General features: G+C 34.5%; 24 protein-coding genes. 3 read left to right on the top strand and 21 right to left on the bottom strand.

The genetic code is table 11. The annotated features are described in order from the left end of the window. Positions 1-328 precede the first annotated feature (328 nt). A complete protein-coding gene (locus ABEB23_RS05990; protein WP_348811535.1) occupies positions 329-2,032 on the top strand; it encodes a response regulator in 1,704 nt (567 codons plus the stop codon). A 39-nt stretch (positions 2,033-2,071) separates the two neighbouring features. On the opposite strand, the gene ABEB23_RS05985 is transcribed toward ABEB23_RS05990, so the two are convergent. The 17 genes from ABEB23_RS05985 to ABEB23_RS05905 form a co-directional block, all read right to left on the bottom strand. Beyond that, positions 2,072-2,815 carry an LOG family protein gene (locus tag ABEB23_RS05985; RefSeq protein WP_348811534.1) on the bottom strand — a complete coding sequence of 248 codons (744 nt, stop codon included), beginning with the start codon at positions 2,813-2,815 and terminating at the stop codon, positions 2,072-2,074. A 12-nt stretch (positions 2,816-2,827) separates the two neighbouring features. Further along, a complete protein-coding gene (locus tag ABEB23_RS05980) occupies positions 2,828-3,952 on the bottom strand; it encodes an ABC transporter permease (RefSeq protein ID WP_348811533.1) in 1,125 nt (374 codons plus the stop codon). Positions 3,953-4,131: 179 nt separating this feature from the next. Then, positions 4,132-5,238: an ABC transporter permease gene (locus tag ABEB23_RS05975; protein WP_348811532.1), complete on the bottom strand. Its 1,107-nt coding sequence runs from the start codon at positions 5,236-5,238 to the stop codon at positions 4,132-4,134. A gap of 90 nt (positions 5,239-5,328) precedes the next feature. Continuing rightward, the gene (locus tag ABEB23_RS05970) at positions 5,329-6,063 is read right to left on the bottom strand and encodes an ABC transporter ATP-binding protein (protein WP_348811882.1); all 735 of its coding nucleotides are present in this window, start codon (positions 6,061-6,063) and stop codon (positions 5,329-5,331) included. 88 nt (positions 6,064-6,151) lie between these two features. Beyond that, positions 6,152-7,048, bottom strand: a complete 897-nt coding sequence (locus tag ABEB23_RS05965; protein WP_348811531.1) for an ABC transporter ATP-binding protein — start codon at positions 7,046-7,048, stop codon at positions 6,152-6,154. 44 nt (positions 7,049-7,092) lie between these two features. Further along, a complete protein-coding gene (locus ABEB23_RS05960) occupies positions 7,093-7,968 on the bottom strand; it encodes an HlyD family secretion protein (protein ID WP_348811530.1) in 876 nt (291 codons plus the stop codon). 42 nt (positions 7,969-8,010) lie between these two features. Then, positions 8,011-9,255 (bottom strand): TolC family protein, encoded by a 1,245-nt coding sequence (locus tag ABEB23_RS05955; RefSeq protein ID WP_348811529.1) that lies wholly within the window; start codon positions 9,253-9,255, stop codon positions 8,011-8,013. Further along, positions 9,252-9,845 (bottom strand): TetR/AcrR family transcriptional regulator, encoded by a 594-nt coding sequence (locus tag ABEB23_RS05950; protein ID WP_348811527.1) that lies wholly within the window; start codon positions 9,843-9,845, stop codon positions 9,252-9,254. The genes ABEB23_RS05955 and ABEB23_RS05950 overlap by 4 nt, the downstream gene beginning before the upstream one ends. Before the next feature lie 124 nt (positions 9,846-9,969). Then, on the bottom strand, positions 9,970-10,164 hold the full coding sequence (locus ABEB23_RS05945; RefSeq protein ID WP_348811526.1) for a hypothetical protein: 195 nt from the start codon (positions 10,162-10,164) through the stop codon (positions 9,970-9,972). An 83-nt stretch (positions 10,165-10,247) separates the two neighbouring features. Continuing rightward, entirely contained in the window at positions 10,248-10,988 is a 741-nt protein-coding gene (locus tag ABEB23_RS05940; RefSeq protein ID WP_348811525.1) for an acyl-[acyl-carrier-protein] thioesterase, read from the bottom strand. A gap of 22 nt (positions 10,989-11,010) precedes the next feature. Further along, complete coding sequence (gene miaA, locus ABEB23_RS05935) at positions 11,011-11,937, bottom strand: tRNA (adenosine(37)-N6)-dimethylallyltransferase MiaA (protein WP_348811524.1); 927 nt, start codon at positions 11,935-11,937, stop codon at positions 11,011-11,013. Positions 11,938-12,094: 157 nt separating this feature from the next. Further along, on the bottom strand, positions 12,095-12,931 hold the full coding sequence (locus ABEB23_RS05930) for an ion transporter (protein ID WP_348811523.1): 837 nt from the start codon (positions 12,929-12,931) through the stop codon (positions 12,095-12,097). Between the two features lie 31 nt (positions 12,932-12,962). Continuing rightward, positions 12,963-14,324 carry an exonuclease domain-containing protein gene (locus ABEB23_RS05925; protein WP_348811522.1) on the bottom strand — a complete coding sequence of 454 codons (1,362 nt, stop codon included), beginning with the start codon at positions 14,322-14,324 and terminating at the stop codon, positions 12,963-12,965. A 50-nt stretch (positions 14,325-14,374) separates the two neighbouring features. Beyond that, positions 14,375-15,034 carry a YggS family pyridoxal phosphate-dependent enzyme gene (locus tag ABEB23_RS05920; RefSeq protein ID WP_348811521.1) on the bottom strand — a complete coding sequence of 220 codons (660 nt, stop codon included), beginning with the start codon at positions 15,032-15,034 and terminating at the stop codon, positions 14,375-14,377. Between the two features lie 148 nt (positions 15,035-15,182). After that, the gene (locus ABEB23_RS05915) at positions 15,183-16,403 is read right to left on the bottom strand and encodes a DUF1015 domain-containing protein (RefSeq protein WP_348811520.1); all 1,221 of its coding nucleotides are present in this window, start codon (positions 16,401-16,403) and stop codon (positions 15,183-15,185) included. Between the two features lie 77 nt (positions 16,404-16,480). Beyond that, positions 16,481-17,368 (bottom strand): 3-hydroxyacyl-CoA dehydrogenase family protein, encoded by an 888-nt coding sequence (locus tag ABEB23_RS05910; protein WP_348811519.1) that lies wholly within the window; start codon positions 17,366-17,368, stop codon positions 16,481-16,483. Positions 17,369-17,458: 90 nt separating this feature from the next. Then, complete coding sequence (locus tag ABEB23_RS05905; RefSeq protein WP_348811518.1) at positions 17,459-18,424, bottom strand: Gfo/Idh/MocA family protein; 966 nt, start codon at positions 18,422-18,424, stop codon at positions 17,459-17,461. Positions 18,425-18,569: 145 nt separating this feature from the next. Between ABEB23_RS05905 and ABEB23_RS05900 the strand changes: the two genes are divergently transcribed. Next, positions 18,570-19,211, top strand: a complete 642-nt coding sequence (locus ABEB23_RS05900) for a protein-L-isoaspartate(D-aspartate) O-methyltransferase (RefSeq protein WP_348811516.1) — start codon at positions 18,570-18,572, stop codon at positions 19,209-19,211. A 55-nt stretch (positions 19,212-19,266) separates the two neighbouring features. Here ABEB23_RS05900 and ABEB23_RS05895 read toward each other — a convergent pair whose 3' ends face one another. Next, entirely contained in the window at positions 19,267-19,908 is a 642-nt protein-coding gene (locus ABEB23_RS05895) for a DUF4136 domain-containing protein (RefSeq protein WP_348811515.1), read from the bottom strand. A gap of 84 nt (positions 19,909-19,992) precedes the next feature. Then, positions 19,993-20,445, bottom strand: coding sequence for an SsrA-binding protein SmpB (gene smpB, locus ABEB23_RS05890; protein ID WP_348811514.1), 453 nt, complete (start codon positions 20,443-20,445; stop codon positions 19,993-19,995). Positions 20,446-20,514: 69 nt separating this feature from the next. Between smpB and ABEB23_RS05885 the strand changes: the two genes are divergently transcribed. Next, on the top strand, positions 20,515-20,751 hold the full coding sequence (locus tag ABEB23_RS05885; protein ID WP_348811513.1) for a VF530 family protein: 237 nt from the start codon (positions 20,515-20,517) through the stop codon (positions 20,749-20,751). On the opposite strand, the gene ABEB23_RS05880 is transcribed toward ABEB23_RS05885, so the two are convergent. Next, positions 20,748-21,299, bottom strand: a complete 552-nt coding sequence (locus ABEB23_RS05880; RefSeq protein WP_348811512.1) for a DUF3575 domain-containing protein — start codon at positions 21,297-21,299, stop codon at positions 20,748-20,750. The two genes, ABEB23_RS05885 and ABEB23_RS05880, sit on opposite strands and share 4 nt — an antisense overlap. Positions 21,300-21,405: 106 nt before the next feature. Further along, positions 21,406-21,957 carry a GNAT family N-acetyltransferase gene (locus ABEB23_RS05875; RefSeq protein WP_348811511.1) on the bottom strand — a complete coding sequence of 184 codons (552 nt, stop codon included), beginning with the start codon at positions 21,955-21,957 and terminating at the stop codon, positions 21,406-21,408. Between the last annotated feature and the right edge of the window lie 9 nt (positions 21,958-21,966).

Genomic DNA, 21,966 nt, shown 5'->3' with positions numbered 1-21,966 from the left:
CGTATTTGAAATAGATTGATTGACACTTTCATTTAATAATTTATGCTTTTTTTGAATAAACCAAAGGTTATTGCCAAGAGATGGTTTAATAGTATAAATTTTTAATTGACCCCAAATAAGTAGAAATTAATTTATTGTTTATTTTTTAATGGTTGTCTTAACAACCCAAAAGGTAATTTTTGGTTGGGGGAGTATGCAATAAATTTCAATGTTTTAATGGCTAATTATAGAATGAAAATACAGGCTATTAAGACAAAAGAATGAGGAAATCAATAAAGACAGACTAGATCATACCGAAAAAAACTAATGTTTTAAAAGAGTCTCAATTATGAATAATTCTGGAGATAAATCGGAAAGAGCAGGGACAATTCGTCGAAAAGTAGATAAATTGCTTAGAAGTAAGCAGGAAACGTCTGATTTAAGATTTTCAAAACCAGAAATTTTGAAAGCTAATAGTGAGGAAAGATATTGCAGTCTATTAAATAATCTTGATGTAGGTATTATTGTGCATGCATTAGATACCTCTATTCTTATAAGCAATCCAAGGGCCTCTGAATTAATGGGATTAACAGAAGATCAACTAAAAGGAAAGCTTGCAGTAGATTCTGATTGGAGGTTTTTTAGTGAAGACTATTCTTCTTTGCCACTCGAAAAATATCCCGTGAACCAAATTTTGGCCAATAAAAAACCAATCAAAAATTTTATTGGAGGTGTTAAGCGACCAAAAACAAATGATATCGTTTGGCTTTTGATTAATGGTTTTCCGGTTATGAATGCTATTGGTGAGCTGATTGAAATTGTTATCAGCTTTAATGATATTACCGAAATTGTGCTTTTGAAAAAAGAATTAACAAAAGCAAAAGAACAAGCCGAAGCTGCTAATAAAGCCAAGTCGACTTTTTTGGCCAACATGAGTCATGAAATTAGGACACCCTTGAACGGGATTGTTGGTTTCACGGATTTGATGATGAAAACCAATCTCGATACTGCTCAATCAGAGTACATGGAGATTATCAATGAATCGGCATCCACTTTGTTAGAAATAATCAATGACATTTTAGATTTTTCAAAAATTGAAGCAGGGAAATTAGAATTACATATTGAGGAGGTAGATCTCTTTGATTTGGTCCACCAAATAATTAGTCTTTTCAAGCATCAGGCTAATTTAAAAAATATTGATCTAGTTTTGGGTATTGATGCCAATGTACCGCAATTTATCTTTGCAGATGCAGTACGATTGAAACAAATTATTGTGAATCTGGTGGGAAATGCATTGAAGTTCACCAAAGAAGGCCACATACATCTCGATATCACAGAAACCGACTCAGATAAAGATTTTTCTACACTGAAATTTTCAGTAAAAGATACTGGAATTGGTATTAAAAAAAATAATCAGGAAAAAATATTTAATTCATTTGTTCAGGAAGATGCCAATACTACACGAAAATTTGGTGGAACTGGTTTGGGACTGACCATTTCGAATCAATTATTAGAATTAATGAAAAGTAAATTACACGTAATCAGTCGTTATGGACATGGAAGTGATTTTTATTTTTCAATAGAATTCAAAAAATCACATATTCAAAAGAATAGTGAAGTTTTAGGTTTCAACCCAATTGCTAAAAACAATGAAGTGGTTGGCGAAAATCCTAATCCGACAAAAATATTGATAGTCGAAGATAACAAAATAAACATGCTTTTGGCCAAAAAACTAATCAAGAAAATCATCCCGGATTGTGTGATTTTTGAAGCTTCTGATGGTAAAAAGGCAATTAAGCAGTTTAAAAAAGAAAAATTGGATATAGTATTAATGGATATTCAAATGCCTAAAAAAAATGGGTATGAAACCACAACGGAAATAAGGAAATTAAACAATTCCGAGCAAACACCAATAATTGCCTTGACCGCCGGTATATTAATCGATGAAAAAGAGAAATGCCTAAGATGCGGTATGAATGATTATATTTCGAAACCGATTAAACAATCCGATTTACAAAAAGTATTGGAACATTGGGTGAAAACAAAAGGTTAAAAGCATCTCGACTTCGCTCGATGTGACAAATAAAAGACCCTATTTTTTTATTTCCCAAAACCACCATTTGGGTTTGTGTTTTTCTTTTTTCAAGCCAAATTTTTGAATGCTGTATTTTTTAATATGATCCGTCAGTTCTTCTACCGAATCGGTTACAAAGAGCAGTTGCATGTCTTCCAGACTGATACTTTCATTTTTTACCATAATTCTAATGTGGTGGACTAATTCTTTGTGATAGTCTTTATCAAAAATTACGATAGGAAATCCACTAATTATTTTCGTTTGTATCAGGGTTAATGCTTCAAATAATTCGTCTAAAGTTCCTATTCCTCCAGGCATTACAATAAAGGCATAAGAATATTTTACAAGGATTACTTTTCGAATAAAAAAATACGGAATGTAAATCCATTTGTGCAGGTATGGATTAGGTTTCTGTTCTATGGGAAGGACAATATTACAACCGACAGAATTCCCTCCGGCTTCATAGGCTCCCTTGTTGGCTGCTTCCATGATTCCCGGGCCTCCACCAGTCATAACAGTAAACCCTAATTTTGCCATTTGGGCACCGATTTTTTCGGCACTTTGATAATGTGCTGTTTCAGGTCCAAATCGAGCCGAACCAAAAATGGTTACACAAGGACCAATGAAGTGCATTTTTCGAAAAGCCTTGATAAAGTTATACTGAACCTTGAACGTAAAAAGTAAGTTTTTTAATCGGGTCAACGGCTCTTCTATAAATAAAGATTCTGATTTCGAGAGCCTGTATTGCGGAGTATTTTTCATAATGAGATAAAGTTAATTAACTTTTTTATAACTCCAAAGTGCTAAACTATTTAAAATAATGGCATACATCATAATCACAAAAAATTGAAAAGAGATATCCTGAAAAGTAGCTCCTTTCAATAATACCATTCGCATAATTTCTACAAAATATCGAATAGGATTAAGCAAAGTTATATTTTGAGCCCATTGTGGCATGCTTTCTATTGGTGTAAACAGACCACTCATTAAGATAAAAATTACCGTAAAAAACCAGGCTATGAACATGGCCTGTTGTTGGGTTTCGGTATGATTGGATATGAACAGGCCGATACCTAATATAACGAATAAATAGACGGATGTAAACAGATAAATCAGACCAATATTGCCTAGTATGGGAACATCAAAAACAACTTTGGCAATCGTTAAACCAACCGTCAAAATGATTAATCCCAGTACCCAAAACGGAAATAATTTTCCAATGATGAACTGGTATTTTTTGATAGGGGTAACGTTAATCTGTTCTAATGTTCCAATCTCTTTTTCCCTGACGATATTCATGGCAGACAGAAATAAGGTGAGCATCGTAACCAAAAGAACTAAAATCCCCGGGACCATGAAGGTTTTATAGTTCAATGTTTCATTGTACCAAAAGGAAGGAATGGTAATAATATTCTGGGGCTGTGTAAAAGTACCGTCCGTATATTGAAGCAGTTCTGTTTGTACATTTTGATTGAATGCTGTAATAACCTGCGAGATATAAACATTTTCGATCCCGGCGGAAGCACCGTCTATGGCATTGATACTAACGGACAGACTTGTTTTCTTTTCTTTGATGAGGTCGCGTTCAAAATGGTTTGGAATTTCGAGAATTACATCTACATTTCCTTTTTGCATTTCCTGATTGGCTTGCGCTTTCGAATCAAAGCTTTTGATAACTTTAAAGTAAGTCGAGGCTTGAAATTTTGAAATTAATTCCCGTGAAGCAATGGAATGATCGTTATCAACATAAGAAAACTGGATGTTTTTTACTTCAAAACTCGCGGCATTAGACAGTATCAGCAATTGTAATATTGGTAAAACAAATATAACGGGAAGCATTCCTTTATTTCTAAAGATTTGCCTGAATTCCTTTTGGATAATGAATAGTATTGTTCTCATTTTTTAACCGCTAAGTCGCAAAGACGCGAAGTTTTTTTAAATTTATTTGCCACGAAGGCTCAAAGTTTTTAGGCCACAGGTAAAAAGGATTAGACTGATTTACATGGATTCTTTTGTCTTTTTTATTTATTATCCCACATCTTTTCTCTCTGTGATCTCTCGTCTATTCTCTCTTTTCGCTACTCTAATCTTATTTTATATTTTTTGGTACTCAGTGCAATGAAAAATAGGGTCATGCCCAGTAAAATCAACGTTTCTTTCCAAATCAAGCTAAGTGAAGCCCCTTTGAGCATGATGGCTTTGATGATGATGATAAACCATTTGGCTGGAACTATATTACTGATAATTTGTAATGGTAACGGCATGCTCGATATCGGAAAAATGAATCCTGACAGAATGATAACAGGAAGCATTAATCCCATAAGCGAAAGCATCATCGCGGTTTGTTGCGAATTAGAAATAGTTGAAATTAGTATTCCCAATGAAAGTGCCGAGATGATGAAAAGAATACTTTCCAAAGCCAATAAAAGTAAACTTCCTTCGATAGGCATTTTGAAAACAAAAACGCCTAAAAGCAATATGATTGTCGCATTTATGATGGATAGAAAAATATAGGGAAATACTTTGCCAATGATGACCTGCAGTGGTTTTAAGGGAGAAACCAAAAGGACTTCCATGGTACCTAATTCTTTTTCCCGGGTGATCGAAATTGAAGTCATCATGGCCGAAACCAGCATCAAAATTACTGTCATAACACCGGGAACAAAAGTGAAAACACTTTTTAATTCGGGATTGTAATACAATTGCGTCTGAGTTTGAATCTGGTAATCGGATGGAATGTCTGTATTGATTTCCCGTATGTGATTTTGCAGAATAGCATTCACGTAATTGGAGATGGTATTCGCAATATTTGGGTCTGTGGCATCAGTTATTACCTGAACTTTGGCTAGCTTTTTTGTTTGCAGGTTTTTTATGAAATGGGTTTCAAAAACAAGTACCGCTTTTACTTTTCCTTTTTTAAAGGCTGCTTCTATCTGGTTTTCATTGGCAATTTCCTGTTCGATAACAAAATGTTTGGAAGCATTTATTTTGTTGATTATTTTTTGGGTTTCACTATCTTTTGAAAGATCCAAAATAGCAATATTTACATTGTTGATTTCGTTGGTAATAGCAAATCCAAACAGCATAATTTGAACAATGGGCATTCCAAAAAGAATGAACATAGAACGTTTATCACGGAATATGTGATAGAATTCTTTAGTGACAAAACCGATAAATCTTTTCATTGCGTTTTTTGTTTAAAGTTGTTGTCTCTCATCTTTCATCCTTCATAATTCATCCTTCATAATTCATCCTTCATCGATTCTCTAAAAGTATTACTCCACATTCCTGGCTAATTTTAAAAACACCTCATTCATCGATTCCACATTGAACTGTTTTTTTAAGTTTTTTGGAGAATCTAAAGCTTCAATTTTTCCTTCTACCATGATGGAAACCCGGTCACAATATTCGGCTTCGTCCATATAATGCGTGGTTACAAAAATTGTGGTTCCTTTATGGGCTTCGATATAAATCATTTCCCAGAATTGTCTTCGGGTTATGGGATCGACACCACCTGTTGGTTCATCCAGAAACACGATTTTTGGTCCATGTAATAGTGCTACCGAAAAAGATAATTTCTGCTTCCATCCCAATGGGAGTGCCCCCACAAGTTTGTCAGCAACTTCTTCAAGTCCTAGTTCACGGACTAATTCAATGGTTTTTTCTTTTATTTGAGATCGGCTTAAACCATAAATACCACCAAAAAAAGAGATGTTTTCCTTGATCGTCAAATCGTCATACATCGAAAATTTCTGACTCATATAGCCAATACTTTTCTTCACCATTTCGGAATGGATTTTCACATCAAAACCTGCTACTTTCGCTTCACCGGAAGTGGGTTTTGAAATTCCGATCAGCATTTTCATAGCTGTTGTTTTGCCGGCGCCATTCGCACCAAGAAACCCAAAAATTTCTCCTTTCTGTACATCAAATGAAATGCTGTTGACAGCGGTGAAATTGCCAAATTTTTTGGTAAGATTTTGTACTTGTATTATTTTTTCCTGATTCATAATCGTTACCGAAAAGTCGCTTAGTAGCAAAGGTTTTTCTTTGAAATTAATTAAAATATTTATTCAAATTGGTTTCATCTATGGGTGTTTATAAATCCATAAAAACGTCTTCTATAGTTGGATGTGAAATTTGAATTTCTATTTCTGTATGATTTTTATTTTCGAGATATTCGTGTAATTCCTTGCTATTGAAATCTTCTTTTTTATCGATGTAATGGATGTATTCGCCAAAGGCAAAAACGCTGTATTGACTAGGATAATGCTTTAAATCCTGAATCAGCTGATAGATGTTTTTGGTACGAACATTAAAAATTCTTTTATCATAATTGGCGATGATGTTTTCAGGCGTATCGATTTTTAGAATTTTTCCTTTCTGAATTAAAGCAATTCGGTCACACAAAGCGGCTTCATCCATATAAGGTGTAGAAACCAGGATTGTAATTCCTTTTTGTTGCAATCGCTTGAGCATTTCCCAAAATTCCTTTCTGGAAACAGGATCTACTCCAGTAGTGGGTTCATCCAAAAACAGTACTTTTGGCTTGTGTATCAGCGCACAGCATAAAGCCAGTTTTTGTTTCATACCGCCGGAAAGTGCGCCTGCTCTTCGTTTTTTGAATGGTTCTATCTGAACATAAATGTCCTTGATTAAATCGTAATTTTCCTGAATGGTCGTTCCAAAAATAGTGGCAAAAAAAGTTAGATTTTCTTCGACAGACAAATCTTGGTACAATGAAAATTTACCAGGCATATAACCTACAGAATTTCGGATAGCTTTATAGTCCTTTATGACGTCAAAACCAGCCACCGTTGCTACACCTTCATTAGCAATAAGCAATGTGGTTAATATCCTGAAAATAGTAGTTTTTCCCGCTCCATCAGGACCAATCAGTCCAAATAATTCCCCTTCTTTTACGTCAAAAGAAATGCCTTCAACCGCTTTGACTTTTGCATAGGATTTGGAAATATTTTCGACTAGGATACTCATACGTTACTGATAGTTTCAATTTTAATTTAAAGTGCGGGTAATACTTATTTAATCCACATTTCGGCGGGCATTCCAATTTTTAAGCTACCGTCGTTTTTAACTTCTACTTTTACAGCATACACCAGATTGGCGCGTTCTTCTTTGGTTTGGATAATTTTTGGGGTAAACTCAGCCGAAGAAGCAATCCAAGATATTGTTCCCGGGTATGACTTCATGTCTTTTTCAACGTCTATTTTTACTGTAACCTGTTGTCCGATTTTTATTTGAGACAATTGTGTTTCACTTATATAAACGCGCAAAGTCATTTCGGAAATATCAGCAATTTTATAAAGTGGTTTGCCAAAAGCGGTCACTTCATTTGGCTCCGCATATTTGGACAAAACAGTTCCTTTGATCGGATTGATAATCTTGCTTTTTTCAATTTGATCGTTAATTTTTTCGATTTGAACATCAATCGATTTTATCTCGTTTATGATAGGCGCATTTTGGGTTTCCACACTTTTTATTTGTTCATTCAGTACACTAACTTTCCCCACAATTTCATCTAGCTGACGTTTGGTGGCTGCGTTTTCGGCAAACATGTTCTGAATTCTGTTTTGTTCAATCAAAGTGGTTTTGAGTTGCTCTTTCAAAATATTGATTTGGGATAATACATTTTTCGATTTAGAAAAAACGGTGTTTTTAGACGCAATCAATTGTTGTTTATTGAAATAGAGTTGTGTGGTATCGACCAGTCCTACTTGAATATTGGGTTTCAAAATATCGCCTTCTTCAAGATTTAAATAGTTAATTTTCCCGTTGGCTTCGGATGAAATAGTAACTTCGGTTGCCTCGAAATTTCCATATCCATCGGCTTTATCGTTGTTTTTATTACAGGAAATCATACTCGTGATAAGTATGAAAGTGATTATTTTTTTCATGTTGTAATTTTTATTGTTGCGTGTAATTGTATCATTTTTAGTTTAGAATCCTTTTACCACCTGATAGTTTGCTTTAGCCAAATCCAACTGAATTTCGTGAACTTTTTGATTGGTTTTGGCTTCATATAAATTGGTCAGTTCCACTAAATAGTCGGAGGAAGTGATGACTCCGTTTCGTAATTGAGCATCAGATGATTTGACCACATATTCTCGTATATTGATAATTTCGGAGTCGGTAGTGATGATTTCTTCTGTTTTTTTTATTTCGTTTTCCATTTCTTGCAACTGCAAATTGTTGTTGAGCAAGAAGGTTTCTTTTTCGCTTGTTACAATATCTTTTGAAATCGAAAGTGCTTGTTTTTCGGTTTTGGATTTGTTCCAGTCAAACACATTCCAATTGGCTCGCAATCCAACCATAAAAATGGGTTCAAACGAATTGTAAACCATATTTAAACCTGGGTTTCCGTAACCGGCCAGACCAAAGGCGTTTACTTTTGGGAGATTATTTTTTGAAATCACTTCTTTAGAAACCTCAATCTGTTCGTTTTGTAAATCGAATAATTTTAATTCCGGACGATTATTGTCTTTTGTCAAGTCAGCAGCAATATTTGGTTTTTGTAAGGAAGTGTTTTCATCTAAAGAAGTGTAAATTAGAGAGGATAAATTTTCCAACATTCTTTTTTTGTCAAATTGAATTTCAGTGAGTAACTGTTTGATTTTTAAATTTTCGGCTTCCAAAACTTTCTCTGATGCTGGCAGAATGGCTCCAAATTTTATTCCCGTGTTGACTTCTTTAATTTTTAAAAGAAGCTGTTCCTGTTTTGAAATCAAAATTGCTTTTCGTTCCTGTAGTAACAAAATAGAAAAATACAATTGATTGATTTTGGTTTTGATTTGATATAAACTGACTTCAACCTGTTGTTGTTGGGTTTTGGTTTGCGCCTCTTTGAGTTTAGCGTTGGCATCAATTGTACCTCCGTTATATATCAATTGGTTGACATCCAAAGTAGCTCTGTATTGGTCCTTGTTGATAGGGTCTACGAGAGGTGAGGGAACTTCGGTAACCTGATTTTGATATGTTGCCTGTGCATTCAGGTCTATTTTTGGTAGTTTTCCTGTGTTTAGGGCATCAATTTCTAAACTTGATTTCTCTTGTAGTAATTGGGTTTGTTTGGCCAATGGATAATTTTTGTTAGCCAAAGCATAGCAATCTTCCAATGTTATCTTTTGCTGTGCATTAGAGAATTGGAAGAGCAAAATTATAAAAAGGAGCAATAATCGGTTCATTTCTTTATCGAATTAATGATTTGTTCTGCAATGATGGTTTTTCGTTCCTCCATCATTTGGTTAAATTCGGATTCAGTAATCTGTAAAATTCCTTTGACCATCATTTGGGCTGCAAAAGGAAAAACCGTCAAGGAAAAAATATCTAACAGTAATTGTTTTGGAGCAATTGGTTTTATGATTCCCGCTTCTATTTCTTGTTCAATTTGGGCAATCAACAGCTTTGGGTTGGGCTTATTTTCATGGTTTAAGAAGGTCATTACAAATTCCGGATTATTATTCATTTCCTGAATAATGAATGGAGGTAAAAAAGGATGATGTATGACGAATGAAATGTAGCTGTGTGTAAACTTTCTTATTTTATCAAAAACAGTTTCATTAGAATTAAAGATCTCATTGATTTGTGGCGCCAGTTGGCTGAAAGCATTCATAAAAACAGCTTCAAAAAGTTGCTGTTTATTTTTAAAGCAATAATGCAACATGGCTTTGTTAATTCCGGCCTCATCAGCGATTTCTTGCATTCGGGCTCCTGAAAATCCTTTCTTCTGGAAGATGATTCTGGCGGCGTTAAATATTTTTTCTTCTGTAGTCATTTTGATTTAACTGGATGGTTTAACCATTTGGTTAACAAAGGTACTTAAAAAAAGTATTTCGGGACGAAATACTTTTTATTTTTTTTAATATCAGGTTCTTACCACTAGATGTGTTTAGGTGTTTCTATTTTTTTGGAGTTTTTACAAACATGTTGAAAATAAGACCACCCATTAAACCGCCGTACAAAGTACTGTTAAGCGGTCTGGAAGTGATGGCGCAAGTACCTGTAGCACAACCTACAAAATGATAATATAAATAGCCTGCTATTAAACCAACAATAATTCCGATTCCTGTAATGATATATCCTCTTTTATTCATCTTGTTTTTATTAATGAAAGCAAACCTAGTTTTATTAATTGTCAGTTCTAGTGACATTTGTTACATAGCCAATAATTTTCTTTTTACTTCCAATTCACTTGTAAGGCAAAGCTGGTTTTGTCGCCTTTTGTAATACTAAAAATGGTGGTGTCATCATTTATGTTTTCATGAATAACCACTTTGTCTTTAAAGGATAGTTCTTTCAGAAAATTCATTTCAAAACTTTTGATTCGCTGTTTTAAAATTAATTTTTCATCGACCAAATCCAGACACCATTCCAGATATTTTACATTATTGGCGTGATTGACAATATCGAGGTCCGATAAGAAAACTGTTCTCTCAAAAACCATTTCTTTCTCATGAGTAATGTTGATTTTCGAAAAAGTTTCTTCAGTGGCTTTGTTATCAGGATACAATTCAAAATGCTCGTAGGGCAAAGCCAATGGCTCGGGCCTGCGTTTTTCGGTATTAAAAACGGCCCAAAAAGTTTCAGAACCCACTATTTTTTTTCCGTTCACATACATTTCTAAAGCACGGACCGAACGGGAATTTTCTAAGGAATTAATCCAGGTTTTCACCGTAACGATATCTCTCCATTTAGGCATTTCGGTGATTTCAACACGCATTCTGCTCAAAACCCAAGCCTGATGAAATTCCTGCATATCAGTAAAACTGATACCGCCCAGTTCCGAATGGGCCGCAGCGGTCAATTGTAAAAGGTTACACAATTCGGTGTATCTTAAATAGCCATTTGGCGCGCATTGCGTGAAATTAATTTCCCAATCTTTGCTTAGAATGGAGGTGAAGTTTGGAGATATAGGCATGTAGATAATTATTAATTGTGAATTATGAATTATGAATTATTGTAGTAATGTGATTGATGATTTCTTTTCGATCTGTTAAATAGTCAAACCATTTGGCCTTTTCAGTTCTTTTGAACCAGGTGAGTTGTCGTTTTGAAAATCGGCGGGTATTTTTCTTGATTTCTTCAATAGCGAATGCCAAAGTGAAGTCTCCGTCAAAATAACTGAATAATTCGCGATAACCAACAGTTTGTAAAGCATTCAACTCCTTGTTTGGGTATAATTTTTCGGCTTCCGCCAAAAGGCCCTCGTTGAGCATGATGTCAACACGTTGATTGATTCGGTCATAAATGACACTTCTTTCAGCTTCCAGTCCGATGATGATAGGAGTGAAGTTCCTGTTGTTTTTCTTTTGATTTAAAAAAGAAGAATACGGTTTTCCGGTTCCTATACAGACTTCGACAAAACGCATCATACGTTGTGGATTTTGTAAGGTTTGTGGGTTTTCGGAACTTATTTTTTGAAAATAGTCAGGATCTAAAGTTTTGAGTTGATCTTGCAAATAGCCAATGCCTAATTTTTCGTAAGAAGCATTTACCGATAAACGTACCGAAGAATCAATATCGGGGAATTCATCAAAACCTTTTAGAATTGCATCGACATACAAACCGGAACCGCCGACAAGAATTGCGTAATCATTGGTCTGGTATAACTCATTAAGTTTTATAATGGCTTCCTTTTCGAAATCACCCACAGTATATTCCTCGAATATCGATTTATTTTGGATGAAATGATGGGGTGCCGAAGCGAGTTCTTCTTTGGAAGGTACGGCGGTGCCAATAGTCATTTCCTTAAAAAACTGTCTGCTGTCACAGGAAATGATTTCGCATTTAAAGTGTTGTGCCAAAGCAATGCTTAAGGATGTTTTTCCTATAGCGGTTGGTCCTATAATGGTGATTAAGTATTTCATTGGTTTTTAGCCCAGATAGTAACGGAAACCCCACAGGAAGTAAAGTTAAGTTTTTCCTGGTGTAAAGGAGCGACCGGGAGGAAGCTGCTTTTATGCCTTGGAAAAACAACTTTTCTGACGAGGAGTTGCAGTGTATAGCTGGATTAGCTTCAAATTATTAATGTTCTAATTCTGCACCGCAATTGTAGCAGAAATTTGCGTTTACGTGATGGTCATCAGTGCCACAACGGATACACGGGATTTTTCGATTTGGAATGGTATTTTTCAAACTTGATTTTGCTATTTCGGCTGTTACGATTCCGGTTGGGACAGCGATGATTCCATAACCCAGAACCATTGCGATGGAGGCAATTATTTGTCCCAAAGGAGTAACGGGTGAAATATCGCCGTAGCCGACGGTAGTTAAGGTAACGATTGTCCAATAAATACTGATGGGGATGCTTGTGAAACCGCTTTCTTTGCCTTCAACGACATACATGATCGAACCAATAATTATCGTGCTGATAAGTATAAAATAGATGAAAACAGTAATTTTTCCTCTACTGGCAATTAAGGCTTCTTTCAGTTGGTTGGATTGGCTTGAAAACTTTGGATGGTTGATAATTTTGAATAATCTTAATAATCTCAAAGCTCGTATAACAGCAAAAACATTAGCTCCTGCAAAGAAGATAGATAAATACATCGGCAAGATTGCTATGAAATCGATGATGCCATAGAAACTGAAAACGTATTTTACGGGTTTATCGATACAAATGACACGAAATATGTATTCGATAGTGAAAAATACAGTGATTGCCCATTCCATGAAAATTAACTGATCGTGGAATTTTTGGTTAAATCCCTGCACTGTTTCCATCATTACCAATAAGACGCTCAGCAAAATAAGGCCTAAAAGAATCAAGTCAAATAATCTTCCGGCTACGGTATTGGTGCCATAGATAATGACTTTTACTTTTTGCCTGAAAATTTCAAATTTTGAATGAGTTTGTGTCATGATCGTTAGGGATAATTACAATTGGCAAGCTCTAAAAGGTAATAATTTTTAATGTTTTGCTTTTCCGAACATGAGTTTGAATAATATTCTTGACATCTCGGTTATTTTGCATCGGAATGATAATGGTTTTCAGGATTTCGATATTGGTAATCTGATAATTTAAATCGTAAAAAGCATAGCCTTTGTAGATTCCGTTTTCTATCAAAATAGCCGAACGTTCATTAACCGTTCTTCCTCTGTCAATTAGAATCATATTCTGATTTTCAAAGCTGTATTTGTCGATGAATTCCTGAACTCTGGCATTGTATTCTTCGGGAGACACTTGACCGATACAGGCACCGTCGCATTCTTTTATTTTATATTGAAAACATTCTTTATCGGTTTGGTACAAACCGGTTAGTTTTTGGCATAAATGGTATTGGGAAGTTATTCTGAACAACGCATTTTTTCCCTCTTGTAAAGTAGCGAAGGATGTGATTTCTTTTTTTCGACCGTCTGCCTTTTGCAGTTTTAAATTCAGATATCCGTTTTTATCTTTTTCAGCATACAAAGCCCATTGAAAAAGTGTCCTTCTTTGTGATCTGTTGTGTACTGGTTTGTTGATTTTGATTTCTTCGCTTTCTTTCAAAAGGGCGATTAATTCGCTTCCGGTTTCTTCATAGGTTACTGCAAAAACTTCGGTTTGAATTTTTTTGCATTTAACGGAATTACCGGTAAAATGTTGGTTGATGCGTTTTTTTATGTTTCTGCTTTTGCCAATATAAATCAGATTTCCTTTTTCGTTATGAATATAATAAATACCTGTTTTTGAGGGTAAATGCTCAACAATATCCAATAATTTTGGAGAAATTCCTTTTTCGATTTCAAGTTTAATAAAATCCTTAACGATTTCTTTTGTGAGATCTTTTTCTAAAAGCATTTTGAACAACTTGGTCGTTGCCATGGCATCACCACTGGCGCGATGTCTGTCGGCCATTGGAATTCCCAAAGCACGAACGAGTTTTCCCAAACTGTAGGACGGTTGTTCTGGTATTAATTTTTTGGAAAGTTCTACTGTACAAATGGTTTTGGCTTGAAAATCATAGCCCAATCTTCGAAATTCCGTACGAAGAATTCTATAATCAAAAGAAGCGTTGTGCGCCACAATCACACAATCATTTGTCATTTCGATAATGCGTTTGGCTACCTCAAAAAATTTAGGAGCCGAGCGTAACATAGCATTATTGATCCCGGTCAGCTTTACTACAAAAGGCTGAATCGGAATTTCAGGATTAATCAAACTGATGAATTGGTCCACGACTTCGTGACCATCAAATTTATAGATGGCGATTTCGGTGATTCCTTCTTCGTTAAATTGTCCCCCAGTGGTTTCTATGTCGAGTATTGCGTACAAATTCAGTGTTCAGTTTTCAGTGTTCAGTTTGCAGTTTTTCTGCAAACAAATTATCGTCCTCCAAATATACTACTTCCAATCCGAACCATCGTGCTTCCGCATTCAATTGCGAGTTGGTAATCGCCAGACATTCCCATGGAAATAGTTTTCAGTTCGTGGTTTTCAGTTTGCAACGATTTCATTTTATCAAAAATTGATTTCAAATACGTAAATTCTTTCTTGATCTGGTTTTGGTCATCAGTAAAAGTAGCCATTCCCATTAATCCGACAATACGAATATTTTTCATTTCACTCAATGATTTTGAATCAAGGAGTGTTAACAATTCTTCTTTATCCAAACCAAATTTAGTTTCTTCTTCGGCAATATGTATTTGAAGCAAACAGTCAATAACTCTGTTGTTTTTTAATGCTTGTTTGTTTATTTCTTCCAATAATTTAAGGCTGTCCACACCGTGAATCAAACTCACGAAAGGTGCCATAAATTTGACTTTATTTGTTTGAACGTGACCAATCATGTGCCATTGAATGTCTTTTGGCATTGCTTCCCATTTTTCGGTCATTTCCTGGATTTTGTTTTCTCCAAAAATGCGTTGACCCGCTTCATAGGCTTCCATCAAATCCGAAATGGGTTTTGTTTTTGAAACAGCAACAAGTGTTACCTGTTCCGGTAATGAGGATTTTATTTGGAGTAGGTTTTGTTTTATAGACATTTGTAATTTTTATTTATCGTAAAAAAATTTACAATGGATTGAAAATATTAATACTAAGTTACAAAAAAGTATAACTATAACGGGAATGGAAAATTGCTTAAATACTTCTGAAATTGTTGGTCTTTTTCTGAAGTCTCAGGACAAATATTTAAAATTCATAAATTACCATTCCGCTTCTGAATTTTGGTTCAATATACGTGCTTTTTGGCGGCATAATCAAGTTTGAATCGGCCAAATCCTTAATTTCATTGATATTGGATGGAAACATTATGAAACCAAGTTCAAATTCGCCTTCGTCAATTTTTTGTTGAACATCCAGAACAGATTGTTTACCGGATAGGTATTCAATGCGTTCGTCATTTCGTAAATCTTCTATGCCAAGTACAGATAAAAGTACTTTTTTATATAAAATTTGTGTGTCCAATCTATCTAATGCGGTTTCGAAAACGCAATTTTCCTGTCGTAGAATTAAACTGTAGAATTCGTTGTCAAGATACATTCCGAATTGATGTTTTTCAGTAGGCTGAAAAGGCTGTTTGTATTTGTTTTCAATAATGAAATTTTCATTCAGTTTATTGATGAAATCTTCTTTCGATAAGCCATTCAAGTCTTTTATCAATCGGTTGAACTCGTAGATTTTAATATTGTTTTCAGAAATTAAATAGCTTAACAAATAATCTTTCGTTGTGTTTTCTGGGTCTTGATTTTCTTCAGACAGCAGTTTTGAAGCTTCCGTACGATGATGACCATCAGCAATGTAAAGACTATCTGTTTTTTCGAAAATCTTTTGTATCCAATCAATTTCCAAAGCATCGTCAATTTTCCACAAGTAGTTTACTTCTTTTTTGGTTGTTGAAAACTCAAAATCGGCTAATTTTTGGGTACAGTTAAAAATCCAATTCTCTATTATTTTATTATCAGGGTAAGTCATTAAAACAGGTTCGGTGTTGAACTCGGAATATTTCATGTATTCTTTGAGTAAACGTACCCTGAAAGCTATGATGTCTTCGTGTTTTTTGATCACATTATTACGGTAATCTTCGATGCTTGTTGCCACAATGATTCCTGTAAAGGATTGGGTTTTGGTTACAATTTTATGAATATAAATTGCAGGTTTTTTGTCTTTAACAAGAATGTATTCGTTCTTAAATTCCTGATATTTTTGAGATACCTGTCGGTATCTTTTTTCAAATGAAACGGTTTCCTGATTTGTGTAAGCCGGTTTTAAAATATGTAAAAAAGATAGTGGATTGAAATCCAATTGAGCCGCTAACTCTGCATTTACATATTCTTCATACGAGCGACATGTTACAAGACAAACTTTATCACGAGTAGGACGAACTGCTTTGAAAGGAATTATTTTGGCCATTTGCTTTAGTTTTCAGTTGCAGTCACGGTTTTTATTTAGTTGCTAAATGTAAGGACTGTGACTGCAACTGTGACTTTTTATATAAATTGTTTAGAAACTTTTTCTGCTTTTTTACTTTCGGAATAATCATAGAAACCTTCTCCTGATTTTACTCCTAATTTACCCGCACGAACCATGTTTACCAATAATGGGCAAGGGGCATATTTTGGATTTTTGAATCCGTCGTACATTACATTTAGAATAGCTAAGCAAACATCCAAACCAATAAAATCGGCTAGTTGCAAAGGTCCCATTGGTTGTCCCATTCCTAGTTTCATTACAGTGTCAATTTCATAAACACCACCCACTTTATTGTATAAAGTTTCGATAGCTTCATTAATCATTGGCATCAAAATTCGATTGGCTACAAAACCCGGATAATCGTTTACTTCAACAGGTGTTTTTCCTAATTTTTCCGAAAGACTCATGATGATTTTGGTCACTTCATCACTGGTGTTGTATCCACGAATGATTTCCACTAATTTCATGATTGGCACCGGATTCATAAAATGCATTCCGATAACACGTTCCGGATGTGTAACAACAGCTCCGATTTGTGTAATGGAAATAGAAGAAGTATTGGTCGCCAATATGGTATTGTGAGAGCATGCCTCGTTTAATTGTCTGAAAATATTCAGTTTTAATTCCACATTTTCTGTTGCAGCTTCTACCACTAAATCTACGCCAACAACACCATCCTTAATATCAGTATAAGTAATGATATTGGTAATCGTTTTTGCTTTATCTTCTTCGGTAATAGTTCCTTTGGCTAACATTCTGTCCAGATTGGCAGCAATGGTTGCCATTCCTTTGTCTAATGATTTTTCAGAAACATCTATTAATTTTACGGTAAAACCACTTTGGGCGAAAGTGTGTGCAATTCCGTTCCCCATTGTTCCAGCTCCGATTACGGCTATTGTTTTCATGCGTTTTTATTTTAAAGTTTAAAAGTTTAAAGTCTAAAGGTACATCGCGCACCTTTAAACCTTAAACTCTTTGATATAATGTTTGGTGATTTATTTTTTAAAACAGTCAATAATTTGATAAGCTACTCTTAAAGCATCAGTAGCTTGCTCTAAAGTCACAACTGGAGTTGTATTATTATTGATGGCATCTGCAAACGATTCCAATTCGTCCAGAATAGCATTATTTTGTTCTACGTTAGGATTAGAGAAGTAGATTTGTTTTTTAACACCTTCAGCATTTTGTAAGATCATGTCAAAATCTCCCGGAACTTCAGGGGCATCTTTCATTTTTACCACTTCGCATTTTTTTTCAAGAAAATCTACAGATATGTAAGCGTCTTTCTGGAAGAATCTTGATTTGCGCATGTTTTTCATCGAAATCCTGCTGGCCGTTAAATTGGCTACACAACCGTTTTCGAATTCGATTCTGGCATTGGCGATATCGGGGGTTTCACTTATAACGGAAACACCACTGGCATTGATGTTTTTTACTTTAGATTTTACAACACTTAAAATAACATCAATATCATGAATCATTAAATCAAGAACAACAGGAACATCTGTACCACGTGGATTGAACTCAGCCAAACGGTGTGTTTCAATGAACATAGGGTTCTCAATCATGTTTTTGGTAGCGATAAAGGCTGGGTTGAATCTTTCTACATGACCAACTTGTCCTTTTAGGTTGTATTCCTTTGCCAAAGCTATAATTTCTTCGGCTTCTTCAACAGTTGTTGAAATGGGTTTTTCAATAAATACATGTTTGCCGGATTTGATTGCAACCTTCGCACATTTATAATGGGAAAGGGTAGGTGTAACAATATCTATAACGTCTACAGCGTGTATTAATTTGGCTATAGTATCGAATTGTTTGTAACCAAATTCAGCGGCTATTTTGGCACCATTCTCAAGATTTTCATCATAAAATCCAACTAATTCATATTTTTCGGATTGTTGTAATAAACGTAAATGTATTTTACCAAGGTGGCCCGCACCCAATACTCCAATTTTCAGCATAATGATGTAATTTCTACAAAAATAGCAATAAATTGATTAAATTATTAAGGATAAGAAACAATTATTTACCCAATTTTAATTTTAAAATTCAATATTTGAAATTAGAAATTGTTTTCTATTTTTACCGAAATAAAATACCTCAATTTTGAAAGACACAGCCAAACATCAAGGACTTCGGAATCAATTAGTAAGCACTTTACAACAAAAAGGAATTACCGATACAACTGTTTTGGATGCGATAAAAAAAATTCCACGTCACCTTTTTTTGAATTCCAGTTTTGAAGATTATGCGTATCAGGACAAAGCCTTTCCCATTGGTGCCGGGCAGACTATTTCACAGCCTTATACCGTTGCTTTCCAATCCCAATTGCTAGAAGTAAAAAAAGAGCATAAAATATTAGAAATTGGCACCGGTTCGGGTTACCAAACAGCGGTATTATTTACTATGGGAGCCAAAGTTTACAGTGTAGAACGACAAAACGAATTGTTCAAAAAGACATCTGTCTTATTTCCAAAATTAGGAATTCGTCCTAAGCATCTTTCTTTTGGAGATGGATACAAAGGATTACCTGGTTTTGCCCCTTTTGACAGTATTATAGTTACAGCCGGAGCACCATTTATTCCGCAGCCTTTAATGGCGCAACTAAAAATAGGAGGAAGGTTAGTTATTCCATTAGGGGAAGACGTTCAAATCATGACTTTGTTGATTCGAAAAAACGAAACCCAATTCGAAAAACATGAGTTTGGAGAGTTTCGTTTTGTTCCATTGCTGGAAGATAAAAATTAAAAAAGAGGCTGTCGAAAAAACAGTCTCTTTTTAATTTTAATTGATTCAAAAATGATTATTTTTTGGGAGGCAGAGATCCATCCTTTCTCATTTCGTCAACGACTGTTCTCATTATCTCATCAACAGTTTCTCCTAAATCAGTAACATAAGAAGATTTTGTGGTTCCTGTCCAAATTAATTTATTTTGTTTTAATGAGAAGATATTCGTTTCAACCATATAATAGGTAGTTTCTTGATAGTACCCTGGATCATAGAAACTAGGGGAGTACATACCGTACCAGTTTCCAAAACCATAACCGTACATTCCTCCATACATTCCACCCATTCCTCCATAATACAATGAAGTATTGGTCCCTGGAACATAATTGGTTTCTTTTTCGGTACTTACTAAACGCATGGTAACCACACCGTCAAAATTTTCATCTTGAAGAATTTTTAATTTTTGTTCTTTGGTCAGATCCAAATTAGTGCCGTTCAAATATGAATAAGAAGTTTTGAAAATTGGATTACTGGCTGCAATTCGGTTTTCTGTGGTCCTTCGTGAAGCTTCGTCTTTTACTAAAGCGACAACCAATACTTTTTCAAAATGTTGTTGGGCTACAGTAGTGTCAGGATCTCTCCAACTATTTACAATTGACGTATTAGTTCCACAGCTAAAAAGGGAAATACAGGAAAATACAATAAAAAACTTTTTCATGATTTTAGAGTTTAGAGGATAATGTGTAGTAAAAATAGCAATAAATTCTTAGATAAATTATCTAAAATATTGAAAATAACTATTTTAAAATGATTTTTTAATCCGGTCTAAATCACGTTTTGTATCCTGTTCCTTAAGGGATTCTCTTTTGTCATAGGTTTTCTTCCCTTTACAAAGGCCAATTTGTAATTTGGCCATTCCTTTTTCATTAGTGAATAATTTCAAAGGAATAATTGTAAGTCCTTTAGCCTGCACACTTCTGGCAAGGCTTTTTAACTCTCTTTTATTCAACAAAAGTTTTCTTTCGCTTCTTGCTTTGTGGTTGAATTGGTGACCAAAAGTATATTCTTCAATATAGGTATTGATTGCAAAAAGCTCATTGCCATTGAATTCACAGAAACTTTCGGTAATATTTGCTTTGCCTAAACGTATGGATTTGATTTCAGTACCCGTCAAAACAATTCCTGCAGTGTAAGTTTCAATTATTTCGTAATCGAATCGGGCTCTTTTGTTAAGTATGTTGACAGTCTTTAGCATAGGTTACAAATGTATGAACAAATCGATGAAAGAGCAATAAATATTATAAATTAGGCTTAAATTTGCACAATGGAAAAAATACAATCTAAAGATCCTCTTCACGGAATTACACTTCAAAAAATAGTTGAACAATTAGTCGACTATTATGGATTTGATACCTTAGGGGAACTAATTAAAATTAAATGTTTTAATCAAAATCCGAGTGTGAAATCCAGTCTTAGTTTTTTAAGAAAAACTGACTGGGCAAGAAAAAAAGTCGAAGAATTATACGTGAAAACAATCCCAAAAATAAACAAAGGGATTTAATTCAAACGATATGAAACCATAACTCCACCTCTGTAAGGCAACCATTCTCCACTTTTGTTGTAATCTTGCGCTTTATCATAACGTTCTCCCGAGCTTACATAATATCCCTTATAGAATCCTTGATGGTTTCCTCCTCCTAAAAAGCAATCTAAAACAAATCTATCGTTGATTTTGGCCTGATAGCCGATAGTAACTCCCATCAAGTATCCGAATCCTTCTTCGTATTTGTCAGTATTTAAGTAGTTCCATTTTTGAAAATTATATATACTCATACCTATGTGGGCACCAACATAGAAACCATTGTTTTTTTCTTTAAAATGGTATCTGTATTCCGGAATGAAGGTGTAAAATTCTGCGGGTTTTCCCTTTACTGATTTCCATGGAGAGGCCAAAATATCAAATGAAAAAGTCGATTTTTTGCCAATACTAGTTTCTATACCAACATTTGGAATAGCTAAAAGAGTAGTAAAGGCGTTTACTTTAATATAGGTTTGACTTTGTGATTGAATAGAAAAGAAAAGGATAGTAAGAACAAATAATTTTTTCATAAAAAGAAATTCACCAATAGTTTTTTATTGGTTTCGGCGGCAAATATAAAGATTTTAGATTTACTAAAATTATATATTTTCTGATTAATGTGAATTTTTTGTAGGTTTAGTCCTTATTCAAAAGGGAATAAATAACAGTATCTAAAAAACGGCCTTCATAAAATTCATTTTCTTTTAAATGTGCTTCTTTTATAAAACCATTTTTTTCCAATACCTTGGCAGATGCATTATTTAGCGGGTCAATAATCGCTTCAATAGAATGAAGTTTTAAGATATCAAAACCATACTTTACAACTTCTTTTACAGCTTCTGAAATAATCCCTTTACCGTTAAATTCAGGAAGTAACATATAGCCTATTTCGGCACGGAAATGCTCAGGTTTTATTCTGTAATGTCCTATAAGTCCAATTAATTTAGAACTCCCTTTGAGGGTAATTGCCCAATTGATTCCTTCATTATTCTCTATTTTAGCATCAATCAAAGCGATATGTTCCAAGGCATCTTCTGTAGTTTTCACCAAAGGTCTTGGAATATATTGCATCGTTTCAACATTAGATCGTAAACTAAATATCTCGTTTACATCATTTTCGTCGACTCTTCTTAAAACCAAGCGCTCGGTTTCAAGAATAGGAAAAGGTGTGAAATTTATTGTTAACATACTTTTTTT

Source organism: Flavobacterium maritimum (assembly GCF_040049085.1).
Lineage (GTDB): Bacteria > Bacteroidota > Bacteroidia > Flavobacteriales > Flavobacteriaceae > Flavobacterium > Flavobacterium maritimum.
The sequence above is the reverse complement of the archived record's forward strand: the minus strand, read 5'-3'. Positions and strand labels throughout refer to the sequence as shown.

Bases quoted from the DNA above. Each gene is read 5' to 3' on its own strand.
- ABEB23_RS05990 (WP_348811535.1), top strand. From the start codon at position 329: ATGAATAATTCTGGAGATAAATCGGAAAGAGCAGGGACAATTCGTCGA.
- ABEB23_RS05985 (WP_348811534.1), bottom strand. From the start codon at position 2,815: ATGAAAAATACTCCGCAATACAGGCTCTCGAAATCAGAATCTTTATTT.
- ABEB23_RS05980 (WP_348811533.1), bottom strand. From the start codon at position 3,952: ATGAGAACAATACTATTCATTATCCAAAAGGAATTCAGGCAAATCTTT.
- ABEB23_RS05975 (WP_348811532.1), bottom strand. From the start codon at position 5,238: ATGAAAAGATTTATCGGTTTTGTCACTAAAGAATTCTATCACATATTC.
- ABEB23_RS05970 (WP_348811882.1), bottom strand. From the start codon at position 6,063: ATGAATCAGGAAAAAATAATACAAGTACAAAATCTTACCAAAAAATTT.
- ABEB23_RS05965 (WP_348811531.1), bottom strand. From the start codon at position 7,048: ATGAGTATCCTAGTCGAAAATATTTCCAAATCCTATGCAAAAGTCAAA.
- ABEB23_RS05960 (WP_348811530.1), bottom strand. From the start codon at position 7,968: ATGAAAAAAATAATCACTTTCATACTTATCACGAGTATGATTTCCTGT.
- ABEB23_RS05955 (WP_348811529.1), bottom strand. From the start codon at position 9,255: ATGAACCGATTATTGCTCCTTTTTATAATTTTGCTCTTCCAATTCTCT.
- ABEB23_RS05950 (WP_348811527.1), bottom strand. From the start codon at position 9,845: ATGACTACAGAAGAAAAAATATTTAACGCCGCCAGAATCATCTTCCAG.
- ABEB23_RS05945 (WP_348811526.1), bottom strand. From the start codon at position 10,164: ATGAATAAAAGAGGATATATCATTACAGGAATCGGAATTATTGTTGGT.
- ABEB23_RS05940 (WP_348811525.1), bottom strand. From the start codon at position 10,988: ATGCCTATATCTCCAAACTTCACCTCCATTCTAAGCAAAGATTGGGAA.
- miaA (WP_348811524.1), bottom strand. From the start codon at position 11,937: ATGAAATACTTAATCACCATTATAGGACCAACCGCTATAGGAAAAACA.
- ABEB23_RS05930 (WP_348811523.1), bottom strand. From the start codon at position 12,931: ATGACACAAACTCATTCAAAATTTGAAATTTTCAGGCAAAAAGTAAAA.
- ABEB23_RS05920 (WP_348811521.1), bottom strand. From the start codon at position 15,034: ATGTCTATAAAACAAAACCTACTCCAAATAAAATCCTCATTACCGGAA.
- ABEB23_RS05915 (WP_348811520.1), bottom strand. From the start codon at position 16,403: ATGGCCAAAATAATTCCTTTCAAAGCAGTTCGTCCTACTCGTGATAAA.
- ABEB23_RS05910 (WP_348811519.1), bottom strand. From the start codon at position 17,368: ATGAAAACAATAGCCGTAATCGGAGCTGGAACAATGGGGAACGGAATT.
- ABEB23_RS05905 (WP_348811518.1), bottom strand. From the start codon at position 18,424: ATGCTGAAAATTGGAGTATTGGGTGCGGGCCACCTTGGTAAAATACAT.
- ABEB23_RS05895 (WP_348811515.1), bottom strand. From the start codon at position 19,908: ATGAAAAAGTTTTTTATTGTATTTTCCTGTATTTCCCTTTTTAGCTGT.
- smpB (WP_348811514.1), bottom strand. From the start codon at position 20,445: ATGCTAAAGACTGTCAACATACTTAACAAAAGAGCCCGATTCGATTAC.
- ABEB23_RS05885 (WP_348811513.1), top strand. From the start codon at position 20,515: ATGGAAAAAATACAATCTAAAGATCCTCTTCACGGAATTACACTTCAA.
- ABEB23_RS05880 (WP_348811512.1), bottom strand. From the start codon at position 21,299: ATGAAAAAATTATTTGTTCTTACTATCCTTTTCTTTTCTATTCAATCA.
- ABEB23_RS05875 (WP_348811511.1), bottom strand. From the start codon at position 21,957: ATGTTAACAATAAATTTCACACCTTTTCCTATTCTTGAAACCGAGCGC.